Origin of the sequence: Paenibacillus anaericanus (assembly GCF_003994475.1) — a bacterium.
GTDB classification, from domain to species: Bacteria; Bacillota; Bacilli; order Paenibacillales; family Paenibacillaceae; genus Fontibacillus; species Fontibacillus anaericanus.
The window spans coordinates 1-15,744 of record NZ_RZNY01000019.1 but is presented as its reverse complement, the minus strand read 5'-3'; the positions used below and the strand labels follow the sequence as shown (position 1 = coordinate 15,744).

The 15,744-nt window shown below is 44.6% G+C and carries 12 protein-coding genes; 7 read left to right on the top strand and 5 right to left on the bottom strand.

The genetic code is table 11. The features are described from left to right. Positions 1 to 22: 22 nt before the first annotated feature. The 7 genes from EJP82_RS28010 to EJP82_RS19715 all read left to right on the top strand — a co-directional run bounded on the left by EJP82_RS28010 (position 23) and on the right by EJP82_RS19715 (position 9,333). Entirely contained in the window at positions 23 to 199 is a 177-nt protein-coding gene (locus tag EJP82_RS28010) for a hypothetical protein (protein ID WP_170220246.1), read from the top strand. 253 nt (positions 200 to 452) lie between these two features. Continuing rightward, positions 453 to 2,243 carry an oligoendopeptidase F gene (gene pepF, locus EJP82_RS19740; RefSeq protein ID WP_127193798.1) on the top strand — a complete coding sequence of 597 codons (1,791 nt, stop codon included), beginning with the start codon at positions 453 to 455 and terminating at the stop codon, positions 2,241 to 2,243. Between the two features lie 84 nt (positions 2,244 to 2,327). Then, a complete protein-coding gene (locus EJP82_RS19735) occupies positions 2,328 to 2,651 on the top strand; it encodes a LapA family protein (RefSeq protein ID WP_127193797.1) in 324 nt (107 codons plus the stop codon). 37 nt (positions 2,652 to 2,688) lie between these two features. Then, positions 2,689 to 3,726: a M42 family metallopeptidase gene (locus EJP82_RS19730; RefSeq protein WP_127193796.1), complete on the top strand. Its 1,038-nt coding sequence runs from the start codon at positions 2,689 to 2,691 to the stop codon at positions 3,724 to 3,726. Then, positions 3,713 to 4,483 carry a hypothetical protein gene (locus tag EJP82_RS19725; protein ID WP_127193795.1) on the top strand — a complete coding sequence of 257 codons (771 nt, stop codon included), beginning with the start codon at positions 3,713 to 3,715 and terminating at the stop codon, positions 4,481 to 4,483. Before EJP82_RS19730 ends, EJP82_RS19725 begins: the two co-directional genes overlap by 14 nt. Before the next feature lie 177 nt (positions 4,484 to 4,660). Then, the gene (locus EJP82_RS19720; protein WP_170220245.1) at positions 4,661 to 5,101 is read left to right on the top strand and encodes a MarR family winged helix-turn-helix transcriptional regulator; all 441 of its coding nucleotides are present in this window, start codon (positions 4,661 to 4,663) and stop codon (positions 5,099 to 5,101) included. A 20-nt stretch (positions 5,102 to 5,121) separates the two neighbouring features. Further along, on the top strand, positions 5,122 to 9,333 hold the full coding sequence (locus EJP82_RS19715; RefSeq protein ID WP_127193793.1) for a 2-hydroxyacyl-CoA dehydratase: 4,212 nt from the start codon (positions 5,122 to 5,124) through the stop codon (positions 9,331 to 9,333). Between the two features lie 353 nt (positions 9,334 to 9,686). On the opposite strand, the gene EJP82_RS19710 is transcribed toward EJP82_RS19715, so the two are convergent. From EJP82_RS19710 to EJP82_RS19690, 5 genes are all read right to left on the bottom strand, one after another. Then, entirely contained in the window at positions 9,687 to 11,624 is a 1,938-nt protein-coding gene (locus EJP82_RS19710) for an ABC-F family ATP-binding cassette domain-containing protein (protein WP_127193792.1), read from the bottom strand. 46 nt (positions 11,625 to 11,670) lie between these two features. Continuing rightward, positions 11,671 to 12,486: a DUF92 domain-containing protein gene (locus EJP82_RS19705; RefSeq protein WP_127193864.1), complete on the bottom strand. Its 816-nt coding sequence runs from the start codon at positions 12,484 to 12,486 to the stop codon at positions 11,671 to 11,673. A gap of 2 nt (positions 12,487 to 12,488) precedes the next feature. After that, on the bottom strand, positions 12,489 to 13,127 hold the full coding sequence (locus EJP82_RS19700; RefSeq protein WP_127193791.1) for a fumarylacetoacetate hydrolase family protein: 639 nt from the start codon (positions 13,125 to 13,127) through the stop codon (positions 12,489 to 12,491). Positions 13,128 to 13,142: 15 nt separating this feature from the next. Then, positions 13,143 to 13,868, bottom strand: a complete 726-nt coding sequence (locus EJP82_RS19695; protein ID WP_127193790.1) for a glycerophosphodiester phosphodiesterase — start codon at positions 13,866 to 13,868, stop codon at positions 13,143 to 13,145. A 258-nt stretch (positions 13,869 to 14,126) separates the two neighbouring features. Further along, positions 14,127 to 15,446 carry a CapA family protein gene (locus EJP82_RS19690; RefSeq protein ID WP_127193789.1) on the bottom strand — a complete coding sequence of 440 codons (1,320 nt, stop codon included), beginning with the start codon at positions 15,444 to 15,446 and terminating at the stop codon, positions 14,127 to 14,129. Positions 15,447 to 15,744 lie beyond the last annotated feature (298 nt).

Sequence of the window (15,744 nt, the reverse complement as noted above, 5' to 3'; positions counted from 1 at the left end):
CTAAAAGAGTTGGGGTGATCTCATGGATAGTAGTTCAAATATTCTAATTTTTATTATAGCGGCATTTGCGCTTGGTGCTGTTGTGGTCATGTCCAAGGCTAATATTCCTCCGCAATTAAAACGAGGTCTAGCCATTGCGTCGCTTTTTATGGTCGTAGTTGCCTTTTGCTTGATCGTTTATAGTTTCTGGACTTTGTAAAAACACTAAACTGTAGTGGAAATATTTCGCAGTATAGAGGGTCATACTAGGAAAACGCCATTAGCGTAAAGATCACAAGCAATTCCGATCCGTACGCTAGCGGTCTCCAGACATGAAAAGGAGGTCCTGTATGAAAAGAGTTCCATTGCTCCCCCTCCTATTATCCTGCTCCCTGCTACTTGCGGCAATACCAAACGGGACAACTGCTAAGAATGAACAGCCATCATTTTCCCCAAAACAAAGGAGGATTCCAATGAGCACATTACCGAAACGTTCTGAGGTGCCAACTGAGAACCGTTGGAAACTAGAAGATTTATTTGAAAATCAAAAAGCTTGGGATAAAACATACGATGAATTGAAAGTGATGAAGAAGAAGGCTTCCGAATTTGAGGGTAAACTGAATACCGCGGAGAACATCAAGGCTATTTTTACACTTGAAGACAAACTTTCACTAGAAATCGAACGGTTATATGTATATGCCCATCTCAACCATGATGAAGATACAACAAACTCTACATACCAAGCACTTGTACAAAAAGCAAAGAAACTTAGCGTTGAGATCAGTGAGGCACTCTCTTACATTACACCGGAGATTTTATCTCTACCTGAGCAAGAACTTGATCAATTAATTGAACATCCTGATCTGGCACCTTATAAATTCACTCTGCAAGAGATCAAACGCGAGAAAGCACATGTACTTAGTAAAACTGAGGAAGCATTACTAGCACAAGTTGGTAACCTATCTCAAGCACCACAACAAATTTTCGGTATGATCAATAATGCGGATATCAAGTTTCCAAAGATTAAAGACGAGAACGGCAACGAAGTTGAGCTCACTCATGGTAGTTACATTCAATTCCTAGAGAACCCAAATCGTGATGTGCGCCGACGAGCATTTAAAGCAATATATGAGACCTATGGTAAGCAAAAAAATACGATTGCTGCTACATTAAATGCCAATGTAAATAAGAATATCTTCTATTCACAAGTTCGCAAATACCCTTCCGTACTGGAAATGGCTCTATATGGCGATAACATACCGAAGGAAGTATACACTAACCTAATCGACACGATTCATGAGAGTCTTCCACTCTTACAACGCTATATGAAGCTACGTAAGAAACTGCTTGGCGTGGATGAGCTTCACATGTACGATCTATTTGCTCCACTGGTAGAGGAATACAAGTGGGACATCACCTATGACGAAGCTAAGAAGATGGTTGAAGAAGCTTTGAAACCACTCGGTGAAAATTATCTCACAGCACTTCGCGAAGGTTTCGACAACCGCTGGATTGATGTCTACGAGAATGAGGGAAAACGTACAGGAGCTTATAGCTGGGGGGCTTACGGCACCCACCCTTACGTACTACTGAATCACAATGAGAATCTGAACAGCATGTTTACGCTAGCTCATGAAATGGGTCATGCTCTACATTCCTATTTCTCAGACGAGAACTTGGATTACCGTGATGCACAATATACCATCTTCCTCGCCGAAGTAGCTTCGACGACGAATGAGGCTTTATTGATGGATTACCTGTTGAAGAAATCCACTGATCCGAAACAAAAGCTGTATCTTCTAACTTACTATGCAGATCAGTTCCGGACTACCGTATTCCGTCAAACTATGTTTGCTGAGTTCGAGAAGATTATTCATGAACGGGCTGAAGTGGGTATCTCCTTAACCCCACAAGAGTTATCGTCGATTTACTACGACCTCAATGTTAAATATCATGGTGAGCAAATGGCTGTGGATAAAGAGATTGAAATGGAGTGGGCAAGAATCCCTCATTTCTATAACAGCTTTTATGTGTACAAATATGCTACTGGATTCTCAGCGGCAACCAGTTTCTCGAAGAAGATTCTTGAAGAAGGTCAACCAGCAGTAGATCGTTACCTGAGCTTCTTAAAGAGTGGTGGTAGTGACTATTCCATCAACATTCTCAAAAAAGCTGGGCTAGATATGTCCTCTCCTCAACCGATTCGCGATGCGATGAATATCTTCGAAGAACTGATTGAACAAATGGAGAACTTGACCAAGTAACTGCCGCTCTGTAAATAAATCCCTTGCTCCTTAGAGTAAGGGATTTTATACTGTCATTAAAGTATAAAGGAGGTTTTTCCTAAGGTGAAAATTCAATGGTCTCTGATCCTTGCGCTAATCTTTGCATTAATCACTGCCGTATTTGCTGTCATGAACGTGGACCCTGTACATGTGAATCTGTTTGCCGGTTCCGTGGACATACCGTTAATTCTACTCATTCTCGGTTGTACGTTACTTGGTGGTATCATTGTCGGTTCCTTCGGAATTTACCGTGGATACCGTCTGCAAAGAGAAGTTAAAGCCTTAAAGGCCCAACTTCTACATATTCAAGAAGCAACCGGATATACTGCTCCGGAAGCCATGGCATCCGAAATTCCCGCTCCCGAAGAAGAAATCAACACAAAATAACAAAACACAAGCATTTAGAATTAGGAGGCTTTTCGATTTGGACATACAACTAAATGAATCTTATATTTTGAATCTTCTAACAACCCTACTTCAAACTCCTAGCCCAAGCGGATTCACTCATGACATTATGAAAGTGATTCAAGCTGAAGCGGAATCACTTGATATCCCTTTTTCCCAAAATGAAAAGGGTGGTGCGATTCTGCGTGTGAAAGGGAAAGATTCCTCCCGAGTTATCGCACTCAGCGCACACGTGGATACACTTGGTGCCATGGTCCGCTCGGTTACATCGCGTGGTACACTTGCTATCACTTCTGTGGGTGGATTCATGATGCACAGTATAGAGAATGAATACTGTACCATTCACACCCGCAGTGGTAAGACATATAGTGGAACTATTCTGTCGACCCATCCATCCGTTCATGTATACAGTGACGCACGGGACTTTAAACGTATTGAAAGTAACATGGAAGTACGTATCGACGAAGTAGTTGAAAATAAAGAAGACGTGCTGAAACTGGGGATTTCACCAGGAGATTTCATCTCGTTCGATGCACGTGCTGTGATTACACCTAGTGGCTATGTGAAATCTCGACATTTGGATGATAAAGCAAGTGTTGCTGCTCTATTTGGACTGCTTGAATCAAGTAAGCGTGAAGGTTGGGTTCCACGCCATGATCTCGTGTTCCTTATCTCTAACTTTGAAGAAGTAGGACATGGAGCTTCATGGATCCCAGAGGGTATTCATGAAATGATCGCTGTTGACATGGGCGCTATGGGCGACGACCTTAGCTGCAAGGAAACCGATGTTTCGATTTGTGCCAAAGACTCTAGCGGACCTTATGATTATGAAATGACCGGTAAGCTCATTGAGCTAGCTAAAGAGCTGAATATCCCTTATGCGGTGGACATTTATCCGCACTATGGATCCGATGCTTCTGCTGCGCTATCTGCAGGTCATAACATCCGCGCAGCACTCATTGGTCCTGGTGTTCATGCATCCCATGCCATGGAGCGCACCCACAAACAGGCTATCTTGAATACAACGCGACTGCTAGCCGCATATGTTAAAGACTGAACTACATCGATTAAGTTTAGCCACTGCTTCAGCATTGGCCATTACCTTCTGCATTGTGCTCATGTTGTTATGGGGACGAACCAACCTTCTTCCCCATCCTTATACTTATCATGAAATAGAAGCTCGCAATGGCGTCAAGGTTCATGCACTCGCTGTAAAGCCGGAGCATATTGAACTAAGAGCAGCTGATAAACCTCTGAGCGAATACCATTTATACGGAATAAACGGTGGATTTTTCTATGAGGAGTCCGTATTGAATATCGCAGTGAACGATGACATTCCTGTCAAAGGAACAGCCGGAGAATTTGGCTCTGGATGGTTTAATACCAAATATGATCGAGGTACACTGGTATGGGACGAAACAGCAAGCCGCTTCTCTATACAAGTTGTCTCCACAGTTGAAGAGATTGAAGTTATGGATAGAAGCCACTATTTTGCCCAGGGTGGCGTAAGCATGAATTTACAGAACGATGACCTATGGAGTGCTGCTATTGAGCGTGAGCACCTTCCAAACCCGGATGAGCAACGCCTCCGTTCCGGTCTCGTCTATGACGATTCAGGAAAGCTTTGGCTCATCGTTACACCCACTCGTTGTACGGCTGCGGAATTTAGAGATGCTGTACAAAGCACGATTGCTCCAGGCTCCGAGAAGGAAGGGATATTCCTTGACGGCGATGGTTCATCCCAGTTGAACGCAGCAGAGATCATGTTACCCGGCGATTCACGGGATCTTAAGCAAATCATAGTCATTAAATAAACACGTAAGAAGTAGCCAAAACCGGCGCTTCTTACGTGTTTTTTTGGTGAATCATATGAATTATTTTCCATATAGTGTTACATTTCTCACAGCCTTTCAGCCCGTATGTCATGATATGGTTTGATTATAAAGCTTTATCATAAAACCTTTTACGAAGTGTAAAGGATGTGGCAATTTATGAACCCCAGTACTGAAGTTATAGAGAACATATGTGAAACTACGCTTGAGATAGCACATAATATGGGTCGATTATTTTTTAGCGACGGCGATAACATTCTGCCTAGTAAATTCTTCATCCTTCTTGCTGTCTACAGAAGCCAGAAATGTATGGTCTCCCATATCGCCGATGTCGTCGGGCTCTCTTCGAGTGCTAACACCATCGCGTTGAACAAATTGGTGGCTGAGGGCCTCTTGGAACGGATCAAAGACAAAGAAGACAAGCGAGTTTGCTGGATTCAGATGACACCTGAAGGAAAGTTGGCATTAGAGGAGATGGTCCACAAACGCAATGCGATGTTTGAGACCATGCTTCACGATTTCTCCAAAGAACAACTCTGTTTGTTCGTTCAGTCACTGGAATTAATTCGCGAGAAATTCTCCGGGATAGATCAAATTTAAGCAGGGATAGGTGAACAGCCATGTTACTTCATATTGGAATGGACATTGGATCAACAACTGCCAAAATCATTGTCATGAACGAGTTAGAGATCGTATATCAAGAATACGTTCGACATTATAGTGATATACAAACTGCGATTCTCTCCTTATGGAACAATGTAAGCCATCAATTTCCGAATGCAGAGGCCACCGTATGTATCAGTGGATCAGCAGGATTAGCATTATCCAAGTTAGGTGGTATCCCCTTCCTCCAAGAAGTGGTCGCTTGCAGTAAGGCGATTAAACATATCGCTCCTGAGAGCGATACAGCTATTGAGCTTGGCGGTGAGGATGCGAAAATTATTTATTTCACTGGTGGCATCGAACAACGGATGAATAATGCTTGTGCAGGGGGAACAGGTGCGTTCATTGATCAAATGGCGGCGCTACTTGAGACTGATCCGGCAGGATTAGATGATTTGGCAAGTCGCCATGAAACGATTTACCCTATTGCCTCGCGTTGCGGGGTTTTCGCTAAGACAGATGTTCAGCCACTCCTTAACGAAGGAGCTCGGAGAGAAGACATCGCAGCTTCTATATTTCAAAGTATCGTTAACCAGACGATTAGTGGATTAGCCTGCGGACGACCTATCAAGGGTAAGATCGCTTTCTTAGGTGGACCGCTGACATTTCTTCCACAATTACGTGAGCGTTTCATTGTAACGTTAGGTTTATCTCAGGACGAGGTCATTTTCCCAGCAAATGCTCATTACTTTGTAGCAATTGGTTCTTGCTTGCACGGAACGGAAGGTCCTTCCCTAGGTTTATTGGAGTGGCAGCAAAAGTTAGCAGGTGTCAACTTCAGTGCAGATCAAAATTCAGATGCCCTGCTCCCTCCCCTTTTCGCGAATAACGAGGAACTTGAAGCCTTTCAGCTTCGCCACAGCAGCGCAGCAGCACCACGCTCCGAACTTGCTACTTACATTGGTCCGTGCTTTCTAGGTATTGATGCGGGCTCTACTACAACCAAGCTGGTACTCATCGGATCAGACAATCAAATTTTACATACTTTTTACGCAGGAAATAAAGGCAATCCACTAAACTCTCTTTCAGGTGCTCTACAGGAGCTCTACGAGCTATTACCACAGGGCTGCTTCATTGCTAACTCCTGTGTTACAGGATACGGGGAGGGTCTAATTAAGACCGCTTTCCGTATCGATGGCGGTGAGGTTGAGACTGTTGCTCATTATAGAGCAGCCGCGCATTTCATGCCGGATGTTGATTTCATCCTTGATATCGGTGGTCAAGATATGAAATGCATCAAGATTCGTGGTGGAGCGATAGATAGCCTTATGCTAAATGAGGCTTGTTCAGCGGGATGTGGATCATTTCTTGAGAGCTTCGCCAAAGCGCTCGGAGTCGACATTATTGAGTTCGCTAAGCAGGCTCTTCTATCTACCAAACCTGTGGATCTAGGATCCCGTTGTACGGTGTTCATGAATTCCAAGGTAAAGCAGGTTCAGAAGGAAGGGGCCTCCCTTCCCGATCTCTCCGCCGGACTTGCTTATTCTGTCATTAAGAATGCGCTACAAAAAGTAATCAAAATCCGCAATCCAGAGGAAATGGGTCAACATATTATCGTTCAAGGCGGTACATTCTGTAATGATGCTGTGTTACGCGCATTCGAGAATCTGACGGGTCGGCATGTTATACGGCCTGATATTGCGGGAATAATGGGAGCCTACGGTTCGGCACTTATTGCCAAAGAGCGGAGTAAAGAGAATAGCACTAGCACCCTCCTTCCACAGGAAGAACTGGGTAGCTTCGCTTACGAGGTGTCACAGGCCAGATGTAATCTCTGTAGTAATACATGTGCTTTAACCGTTAACCGCTTTCCAGATAAAAGCTTCCATGTCACAGGCAATCGCTGTGAACGAGGGGCGAATCAGAAGAAGGCGAAGAGCGATCTACCGAATTTGGTGGAGTACAAATATGAACGGATCTTTAATTACACTTCACTAGAACCTGCACAGGCTATTCGGGGAACCGTCGGGATACCACGAGTACTTAACATGTTTGAAAATTATCCGTTCTGGCATACCTTCTTTTCACAGCTAGGTTATAGGGTTGTTCTGTCGCCTAAATCTAGCAAGAAATTGTATGAGCGCGGGATGGAGACGATTCCCTCAGAATCAGTCTGCTACCCTGCCAAGCTAGCTCATGGTCATATCGAAAGTCTCATCCGTAGTAAGGTGGATTTCATCTTCTATCCTGCGGTCATTTACGAGAAGAGAGAAGACGAGAAAGCAGACAATCATTTCAACTGCCCTGTTGTCGCCTCCTATCCCGAGGTGATTCGCACCAATATGGATGGACTCAAGGAATCGGGGATTCCGCTAATCAGTCCATTTCTGAACTTCGATAACGTCTCTGTGCTCAAGAAACGACTACAAGAAACGTTCGCAGATATCCCAAAAGAAGAACTACTATCTGCGGTTGATGAGGCGCTCACTGAATCCTGGCAGGCTAAAGAAGATATCCGCAACAAAGGTGACGAGACGCTAGCCCATCTAGAACGAACCGGCGGAAAAGGGATCGTACTCTGCGGCCATCCTTATCATGCCGACCCTGAAATTAATCACGGCATAGCCGAATTGATCATCGGGATGGGGGTTGCGGTCCTTACAGAAGATGCTGTGACCCATCTAGGCATTGTGAAACACCCTCTCTCTGTCGTCAATCAGTGGACCTATCACGGTAGAATGTACCGTGCTGCCTATTTTGTCGGCGAGCGGGATGACCTTGAGCTTGTACAGCTTACCTCGTTTGGATGTGGTATCGATGCTATAACTGCTGATGCTATACAGGAGATTCTGGAAAGTCACAACAAGACCTTCACATTAATAAAAGTAGATGAGATCAGTAACTTAGGAGCGGCGCGAATTCGTCTGCGTTCTTTACTCGCAGCGATGAGAGAACGAGAGGATCGTCAAATCACAGCTCAACTTTCCACCGCACCCGCTGCCCCTGCTTCATTTACTAAACTTATGAAAGAAACCTATACTATTCTCGCACCTCAACTGTCTCCTATTCATTTCGAACTGTTTGAGACGGTATTTCGTGAAGCAGGATATAGGCTCAAGATACTGGAAACTGCTAGTAAAGAGGCAACGGATGAAGGATTAAAGTTCGTTAACAATGATGCATGCTATCCAGCCATTATGACCATCGGACAAATCATGAAGGCTTTGCGAAGTGGTGATTACGATCACAATCGAACTGCTGTAATCCTATCTCAGACGGGTGGAGGTTGTCGGGCAACAAATTATATTGCCTTACTACGTAAAGCACTCAAAGAGGCGAACATGGAGCAGATCCCTGTCATTTCGCTGAATGTTTCTGGGATGGAGAATCAACCCGGGTTCCAATTAAACTTAAAAACAATCAATCGACTCATCGCCGCTTCCTGTTATGGGGACCTGTTAATGCGGCTTCTCTATCGATATCGTCCTTATGAATCGAACAAGGGTGATACAGAGATCTTGTTCCGTAAATGGATGGAACTAAGCAAACTTTCGCTGCAAAGTTTCTCCTTCCGACAATATAAAGAGAACATACGTAGTATGGTCAAGGAGTTTCAGTCCCTGCCATTAATCTCAGTAACCAAACCACGTGTGGGCATAGTCGGGGAGATTCTTATTAAATTCCATCCCGATGCCAATAACAAAATCGTAGAAGTAATCGAGGCCGAGGGTGGCGAAGCAGTTGTTCCTGACTTTCTCGACTTCATGTTCTATTGTCTATACAATCCAATCTATAAGGCCGATCAAATGGGTAAGAACAAAATGCTAGGTTTTCTGAACCCCATGCTGATCGGATACTTGGAATTGTATCGCAAGCCAATGAAACAGGCACTTGAGGGAAGTCCGCACCTAGACCCTCCTGAGAGTATCTACAGCCTCGCTGACAAGGCAAGCCGATTGGTCTCCATCGGTAACCAAATGGGCGAAGGTTGGTTCCTCACTGCCGAGATGATGGAGCTACTCGATCATGGAGTGAATAACATCGTATGTATTCAGCCGTTTGCATGTCTGCCCAACCATATCACGGGACGTGGCATGGTTAAAGGACTGAAAGAACTATATCCTGGTGCTAATATTACAGCCATTGATTATGATGCCGGTGTAAGTGAAATGAACCAAATTAACAGGATCAAGTTGATGATGTCGATAGCGAGCGGGGTTCTGTGCTGACCAGAATAGTAGGTATTGTGGGAGACGCTGCGAGAACGGACCGCCCGTTTCAATCGCTGTTGTCTCCAAATTTATTGAATTATCCTTAGCGGAGTAAATTTGGAGACAAAGGCGACCGCTTACGCTTTTACACAATCGTTCCGTCCTCTCCGCTACTTCCAGCATAGGCCACTGAACCAACAATACAAAAAGGTCAGGTCAAGGATAATCACCTTAACCTGACCTTTTGTCTACTTCTCTTTTTAATTACAAAGAAAAGATTCAGTCATGTTCAAAATGTTCTTTCAAAGCCTTCTTATGAACATGATCATAGCGGTAAGAATACCGCCTGCGGTGAGCAAGCGAACCACAACTTACCCGTTACGTTGACTCTCTATTTTCTCAGCCATTTCATTTAAATAAGTCCAGCGCTCTAGTAGTTGTTCTAGTTCATCTTCTGCTGCCTTCTGTTCGGTCATCAGTGCTTGGAGTAATGAAGCATCGCTTGCCGCGGATTCCATGTTGCTCGCTATATCAGCGATCCGTTGTTCCGCCGCCTCAATCATCCCATCAATCGCTTCGTATTCCCGCTGCTCTTTATAGCTGAATTTAAGCTTTTCAACGTTGGATTCCTTCCCCGCCGTTCCGGTAGATGCAGTAGTTGTAGTACTAGTATTCTGTGTCGCATCACTCTTCTCTTTATTCGCCTCAGTGATACCTTGATTGCGTTCCTCATATTCACTGTAATCTCCAACATGAACAGCAACAGCACCCTCGCCTTCGAAGGCCATAATTTTATCCACCGTCCGGTCGAGGAAATACCGATCATGAGATACAACGAACACAGCGCCTGGGAACTCGTCCAAATACGCCTCTAGCACGGTCAATGTTCCGATATCGAGATCGTTTGTAGGTTCATCAAGTAAAAGGACATTCGGAGCTGCCATCAGCACACGGAGCAAATAAAGCCTTCTCTTCTCGCCGCCTGATAACTTCTCAATCGGAGTCCACTGCATCGCAGGCTCAAAAAGAAACCGCTCCAACATTTGTGCTGCCGTGATCCGCGATCCATCTGCAGTCGTTATTACCTCTGCCTCGTCTTTAATATACTCGATCACACGCTGCTTTCCATCCATCTCCTGATGTTCCTGCGTGAAATAGCCTAGCTTAACAGTCCCACCTAACATGACCTCGCCTTGATCAGGCTCTATAAGACCGGCAATCATATTCAACAGGGTCGACTTACCACTACCGTTCGGACCAACGATGCCAACCCGATCGCCAGGAACTGCAATATAAGTCAAATCGTCAATGAGTAGACGATCTCCTATCGATTTGCGCAAGCCGGATATTTCAACAATTTTACGGCCTAACCTTGTTGAAGCAACAGAGATATCAAGCGAATCATTTTTGTAAATGTTCTTCGCACCTTGTAGCTTTTCAAATCGATCAATACGCGCCTTCTGTTTCGTTGATCGCGCCTTAGCTCCACGACGAATCCAAGCAAGTTCCGTGCGCAACAGATTTTTCCGTTTCTGTTCTGTCGAAGCTTCTCGTTCCTCTCGCTCGCTCTTAAGCTCTAAAAATCGGCTGTAATTGGCTTCATAACGGAATAAACGGCCGTGATCCATCTCAAGCATTACATTACAAACCCGGTCTAGGAAATAACGATCATGGGTAATTAGTAGTAACGCCCCCCGCCGTTTCTGCAAGTACGCCTCCAGCCAGGCAACGGAATCATTATCAATATGGTTTGTAGGCTCATCCAGAATGAGTAGCTCAGAAGGAAGAATGAGCGCAGATGCCAAAGCAACACGCTTACGTTGTCCCCCTGATAAGGTCCCCATTTTTTTACTGAAATCAGGAATTCCAAGTTTAGATAACACACTTTTGGCTTCACTCTCAAGCCCCCAGGCCTGCAACCGATCCATTTCTTGGCTCCATTTAGTCATTTGTTCCTGGTATCCAGCCTCTGTCGGATGTTGCTCCAACAGTTCCGCCGCTTCCAGATAAGAAGACACAGCCTGAAGCTCTGGACTACCACCCTGGAATACAGCTCTAAGCACTGTTATGTCGGGATCAAACTCAGGATTCTGAGCCAAAAAAGTAATTCGAGCATCATTGTTCAATGCCACGCGTCCACCATCAGGTTCATCTAATCCAGCGATCACGCGGAGAAATGTAGATTTCCCCGTCCCATTCACACCGATTACGCCGATTTTGTCGTTCTCATCCATACCAAAGGAGACATCTTCGAACAATATCTTTTCCCCGTAACTTTTACTTAAATGTTCAACTATCATTATGTTCATTCAGGTTCCCTACTTCTCTATATAGACTTTATACAAGCTATAAACCTTATATCCAGATCATCCCGAGCGCCCATGCAAGGCATCCAGCAGCTAGAGCACTGATCAAATTTACCATATCATTATTTAGCCAATGTAATCCCCGCTCATGAACCGTACTTCGGTCACAATGGACGCTTACTTCGACACTCTTACCGCAAACGACACAGCGGTTCATTTTTTGGAGAGTTGCACCAAGTAGTGAGTCAGCAAAGGCTCCAACAAACCCAGATAACCCACCTATTATAACCCATTTCACTAGTAAAAGAGAGGAAGATTCGCCGTCACCTATCCAGTGTAACAGTATCCAAGCCGCACCGCCAATCATAATAGCTCCTGCTAATGCAGCTGAACTTCCTAGCAGAGACACTCCACCCGACGTTCCGGCAGGAACTCTTTTCCAGGTCATAATCGATATTGGCGCTTTCTTGCTTAAACCTCCCCACTCCGTCGCCCATGTGTCAGCCGTAACCGCGGCCATCGAGCCCACGAAGAAATATCCCCAAGCTGGATCTGGCCAAAAGAAATTACCTAGACAGGCCAGCATCCCCAATCCCCCATTGGCGAATACTTGCATCATATCTCTTCGCCCGCTTTTGGCATAGGATTTCTCCAGTTCCAGCTTTCGGTCTCCGCGGAATTTAGAGAATACTGATGAGGTCACGAAAAATAACAACAATATACCGAACCAGAAGCTATTTCCGGCACCATAATACACCGTTCCCATCACGATAGCTGCCAACATCCCGGATAAGGAAAGGGAGCCCTTCCTATATGCAGCTACTGACACAAAGAGGGCGCAGAGCGCCCCAATAATCCAATTGATTATCATAATGATAAGCCGTATTGAATGCTACAGCTTCCCAATTCCCTAGTACCATATGCGATCTCCAGCTTGTCCCCTGCAAACACTGGACCAACACCCTCAGGGGTTCCTGTGAAGATATGATCTCCTTCATCCAGCCCGTATCGCTCTGCTATAAAGTCCACTATCGATTGTAACGAGAATATCATGTTATTAATATTACCTCGCTGTACGATCTCACCATTCTTGGAAAGTGTGAAATCTTCTGCTGCAGTCTGAGAACTCCCAGGAAAAGCAATATAAGGAGTCATCGGTGCTGAATTTCGAAACCCTTTAGCTGCCGTCCAAGGATGTCCCTTCTTCTTCAATTCACTTTGCACCTCTCGTAATGTGAAATCAATACCAAATGCCATTACATCAACGAGATCATCTACTGAAATACCCGGTTCATAAGGACGAGCTATTCTTAGTACCAGCTCTGTTTCATAATGAATCTCTCCGCGCCCTTCAGGTAAGTACAGTGTATTTCCATCCATTGCGACGATCGCATGTGAAGGTTTCATAAATATCATAGGCTCAGATGGCACTTCATTTCCAAGCTCTTCGGCATGTAAGCGGTAGTTTCGTCCAACACAATATACGTTCTGAATCAATCTATTCATTAATTAAGTCCCCCTTTAAAACATAGCTTGATACCAAATATCCGGTTTATTCGTGCAGATTAATATTCCTTTATGCATGGCAGCAATCGATTTTATTGCTCCGATATTATCCAATGTCCAAGCCATGATGGTTATTCCATAGTTGGTCACCTGGGTAATTAGATCAGCCGTCAAATATCGATAATTGATCGAAAGGAAAGAGCATCGAAGTAATTGTAACCGTAAGAGTAAGTCACTCGGATTACCTTCTATTATGAGACCCGTTTGGATGTCACGACTAATTTCCTTCACCCTTGCTAGGATCAAAGGATCAAAACAGGTCAACACCACGTCATTTTGCATCTGACGCCGTTTTACAGCGGATATCACCTTTTCCTCAATCCCCGGGTACATATCCCCCTGTGTCTTAATTTCAATATTGGCTCGGAGGCGGCCACATATAGTGTCTAGAAATTCATCGAGTGAAATCAAACGTTCCCCTTTATATTCTTTGGACTTCCAGCTTCCCGCATCCAATGTTCTAAGCTCGGCCCAGGTTTTATCTTTGACGAGTCCTCGTCCGCTTGTTGTTCGATTTAACTTATAATCGTGGATTAGAAAAGGGACCCCATCTTTGGATAATTGGACGTCGACCTCTACCCACTGCACATAAGACTGTTTCATGGCGAGCGAGATCGCTGCCATCGTATTCTCAGGAGCCCTACTAGAGAACCCTCGATGGGCTACGCAAAGATTATGCATGTCATTAGCGCCTTCTTCCTTCAGCAAATCACTTAAGGGGATTGTTCAAAAAGTCATCTTTTGATCACGAAGCAAATCAAGAGGTATATTCGACAGCGAATCTTGAATTCAGCCGGGACCTCCGGTGCTCACGTAGGTTTTGCCTACGCTCCGCTCCTCTGTCCCTAGCTTTATCCAACCTTCTGAAGCGTTTTGAAAAAACGCAGCATCGTAAGCATAAGCTCTTGGTGCTGAAAACCTGACTTTTTGAACTCGCATTTAAGGGGATGTTGAGGTCACTTCACCGGCATCCGAAATTTTTACACCTTCGGATAAACTCTCTACTCTTCTGAGTAACTTCGTTCCGTCTTCTGAATTCATTGGAACTGGTTGCCCCAGTTCAGTTAAGTAAGGGATTAATTTCAAGTCACATGCGCCTTCCCGGGTACACTTCGTCTCAAAAACAGCCGTTTCCCAAGTATCTGGCACTTTAGCATTCTTTGTAAAAATAAAGTTACCCGTACTGTACGCAATCCATTTGCCTTTGTATTGTTCTATACCTTGCATGACATGTGGATGACCACCGATCACAAGGTCTGCTCCGGCATCGATGTAGTCGTGCGCAAGTGAGGTTTGGTGCTTCTCAAGAATCGTCGTGCGTTCCTTCCCCCAATGAACCATAACTAATACTAGATCAGCATGTTCCTTCGCCGTTTGAATCGCTTTCAGGGCACGAGCGGGATCATACGTAGTTGCAACCCCTGGTTTTCCTTTACCCGCTGCCCAATCTACCTTAGGTATCACTCGACTGAAGCCGCAAATCGCAATCTTTATTCCTTTACGCTCAATATAGAGAGGTGCATAAGCCTCATCAGCATCTTTACCTGCACCTACATATTTAATATCATTTTCCTTCAAATGCGAGATCGTGTCTAGCAATCCCTCTACACCTTGATCCAAAATATGATTGTTCGCTAAATTGACCGCATCGATCCCTGAGTTAGCCACGAAGGGCAATATCTCAGGTAAAGATTTGAATACAAATGTCTTGTCTTCGGCCTTCGTGCCGAATGACGTAACCGGAGTCTCTAAATTCACCATGCTCAGGTCATCTTTTCGAAACAATTCACTGATATGTTTGAAGGGATATTCATAGCCTTCTATTTTCAATGTCTGCGCTACTCGATCAGAGAACATCGTATCTCCCGCAAAGTGAAAGAGCAATGTTTCATCCGCCTTCGCTCCTTCGTCAGGTTGCAAATCTTCCTCACCTTCATCTGAGCCCGAATTAAGCTCTGGCTCTTCTGCTACCGATCCATTCTCCGCAACATTAGGCGCTCCCTCTTCACTCTCTTGAGTCTCAGACATGATCGGTTCGGATGGAGTGTTGTTTCCTAGGTTATCACTTGATATATCTCCCTGCGTTGTCTGTTCGCTCCCCTGACCGAAACGTTCCTCTACATAATAATATGTCCCAAGGACTAAAATGGCCGCAATTAGTGTAACGTTCAGCAAGACCCAAACGCGGTTTTGTAGTGGTCCTTTTTTTCCTTTTTTCTTTTTCCTACGCTTGTTCTTTTCCGTTCTGGATAAATACATCGGTTACTCCTTCAAAGACTTATTGATTAAATCTACGGCTCACGATACTCCGCGATGTTGGCGAGTATAGTCAATCAGTGCCTTTTAAATTAATATTGTGGAAATGTACTGCACTATGCAAGCTATTTAGTGGTTACTCTGTAAGATTGGCGGACACTGCTATATAGCCCCCTAATCCAATTGGACACTCCAATCCACCTCATATACACTAAAATGAGTAAGGAGTAAATCGATGAAAAGACGATTCAGGTGCCCTGTTGAAACGAAGAAGGAGCTAGTGGTTGAAGTGCTTGCCGGT

What these genes read in the sequence shown, in the direction of transcription:
- EJP82_RS28010 (WP_170220246.1), top strand. Translation starts at nt 23, where the DNA reads ATGGATAGTAGTTCAAATATTCTAATTTTTATTATAGCGGCATTTGCG.
- pepF (WP_127193798.1), top strand. Translation starts at nt 453, where the DNA reads ATGAGCACATTACCGAAACGTTCTGAGGTGCCAACTGAGAACCGTTGG.
- EJP82_RS19725 (WP_127193795.1), top strand. Translation starts at nt 3,713, where the DNA reads ATGTTAAAGACTGAACTACATCGATTAAGTTTAGCCACTGCTTCAGCA.
- EJP82_RS19720 (WP_170220245.1), top strand. Translation starts at nt 4,661, where the DNA reads ATGAACCCCAGTACTGAAGTTATAGAGAACATATGTGAAACTACGCTT.
- EJP82_RS19715 (WP_127193793.1), top strand. Translation starts at nt 5,122, where the DNA reads ATGTTACTTCATATTGGAATGGACATTGGATCAACAACTGCCAAAATC.
- EJP82_RS19710 (WP_127193792.1), bottom strand. Translation starts at nt 11,624, where the DNA reads ATGAACATAATGATAGTTGAACATTTAAGTAAAAGTTACGGGGAAAAG.
- EJP82_RS19700 (WP_127193791.1), bottom strand. Translation starts at nt 13,127, where the DNA reads ATGAATAGATTGATTCAGAACGTATATTGTGTTGGACGAAACTACCGC.
- EJP82_RS19695 (WP_127193790.1), bottom strand. Translation starts at nt 13,868, where the DNA reads ATGCATAATCTTTGCGTAGCCCATCGAGGGTTCTCTAGTAGGGCTCCT.
- EJP82_RS19690 (WP_127193789.1), bottom strand. Translation starts at nt 15,446, where the DNA reads ATGTATTTATCCAGAACGGAAAAGAACAAGCGTAGGAAAAAGAAAAAA.